2 protein-coding genes are annotated in these 1,762 nt (G+C 69.9%); both read right to left on the reverse strand.

From position 1 onward, the window contains the following. Positions 1 to 155: 155 nt before the first annotated feature. A complete protein-coding gene (locus DEF28_RS26405) occupies positions 156 to 800 on the reverse strand; it encodes a response regulator (protein WP_114400909.1) in 645 nt (214 codons plus the stop codon). Further along, on the reverse strand, positions 752 to 1,762 hold a 1,011-nt coding region (locus tag DEF28_RS26410; protein ID WP_147281108.1), incomplete at its 5' end, for a sensor histidine kinase. The genes DEF28_RS26405 and DEF28_RS26410, both read right to left, overlap by 49 nt.

A 1,762-nucleotide genomic window follows, 5' to 3' on the forward strand; every position in this document is an offset into this window, starting at 1 on the left:
GGTGGTGGGTCCAGGTGAGGGTGCTGGGGTGGCGGTCGAGGATGGTGACGGTGGTGTTGGGGTGGGTGAGGAGGTGTTCGGTGAGGGCGCGGCCGATGCCTTGGGCGGCGCCGGTGATGACGTAGGCGCGGGTCATGGGGGTCCTTGTCGGGGGGTCAGTCGTTGAGGTAGGCGAGGACGGCGAGGACGCGGCGGCTGTCGTCGGCGGAGGGCGGGAGGCCGAGTTTGGCGAAGATGTTGTTGATGTGCTTGCTGACGGCTTTCTCGGTGATGTAGAGGCGGCCGGCGATGGCGGAGTTGGAGCGGCCTTCGGCCATTTCGCCGAGGACTTCGCGTTCGCGGGCGGTGAGGGCGGCGAGGGGGCTGGTGTCGGTGTGCTTGGCGAGGAGTTGGGCGATGACTTCGGGGTCCATGGCGGTGCCGCCGGCGGCGACGCGTTGGACGGCTTCGACGAATTGGGTGACGTCGAAGACGCGGTCTTTGAGGAGGTAGCCGACGGCGCCGCGGCTGTCGGAGAGGAGTTCGCGGGCGTAGAGCTGCTCGACGTGCTGGGAGAGGACGAGGATGGGCAGTCCGGGGATCTTGGCGCGGGCGGTGATGGCGGCCTGGAGTCCTTCGTCGGTGAAGGTGGGTGGGAGGCGGACGTCGATGACGGCGACGTCGGGGCGGTGGGCCAGGAGGGCGTCGAGGAGTTCGGGGCCGGTTTCGACGGCGGCGACGACTTCGCAGTCGTGGGCTTGGAGGAGCCGGATCAGTCCATCGCGGAGGAGGGCGAGATCTTCGGCGATGACAACGCGCACGGCAGCTCCATGGTGACGATGGTGGGCCCGCCTGGCGGGCTGACGGTGGTTATCGTGCCATCGAATGCGGCGAGGCGGCGTCGGATGCCGGCCAGGCCGGTGCCGGAGGTGGGGTTGGCGCCGCCGGTGCCGTCGTCGCCGACGACGATGACGAGGCGGCCCTGGCCGTGGTTGATGCGGACCCAGGCGCGGTTGGCGTGGGCGTGTTTGGCGGCGTTGGTGAGGAGTTCGGCGATGGCGAAGTAGGTGGCGGATTCGACGGGGTCGGCGGGGCGTCCGGGGAGGGTGATGTCGACGGTGACGGGGAGGTGCTGGGTGACGGCCAGTGCGCGTACGGCGCCGTCGAGGCCGCGTTCGACGAGGACGGGCGGGTGGATGCCGCGGACGAGGGTGCGGATCTCGGTGAGGGCTTGGTGGGTGGATTCGCGTGCTTCGGCGAGCATGCGTTGGGCGGATGCGGGGTCGCGGTCGAGGAGTTGTTCGGCCATGCCGAGGCTCATGCCGAGGGCGACGAGGCGGGCTTGGGCGCCGTCGTGGAGGTCGCGTTCGATGCGGCGGACTTCGGATGCCTGGGCGTCGACGGTGTCGGCGCGGGAGGTGGCGAGGTGTTCGACGCGGGCGGTGAGGCGGGATTTCTCGGTGGGGGCGAGGAGCCAGCGTGCGGTGTGGGCGTAGCCGCGGAGGATGTGGGGGCTGAGGGCCCAGAAGAGGAAGAGGAAGAGGATGCCCTGGGGGATGGTCCAGTAGGCGCTGGCTTGGTCGGTGACGTGGACGGCGTCGACCCACATGTCGAAGTCGTCGGGGACGTATCGCCAGTAGTAGGGGACGAGGAGGTTGTGGACGCCTTCGGCGAAGAGGGCGGTGGGGAGGAGGGTGGCGACGAGGCCGAGGGTGCCGTTGAGGAGGAGCCAGGCGAGGTCGCGCCAGGTGGCGGGGTCGGTGAGGATGGCGCTGATCTTGGC

Origin of the sequence: Marinitenerispora sediminis (assembly GCF_003336425.1) — a bacterium.
Classification (GTDB): domain Bacteria; phylum Actinomycetota; class Actinomycetes; order Streptosporangiales; family Streptosporangiaceae; genus Marinitenerispora; species Marinitenerispora sediminis.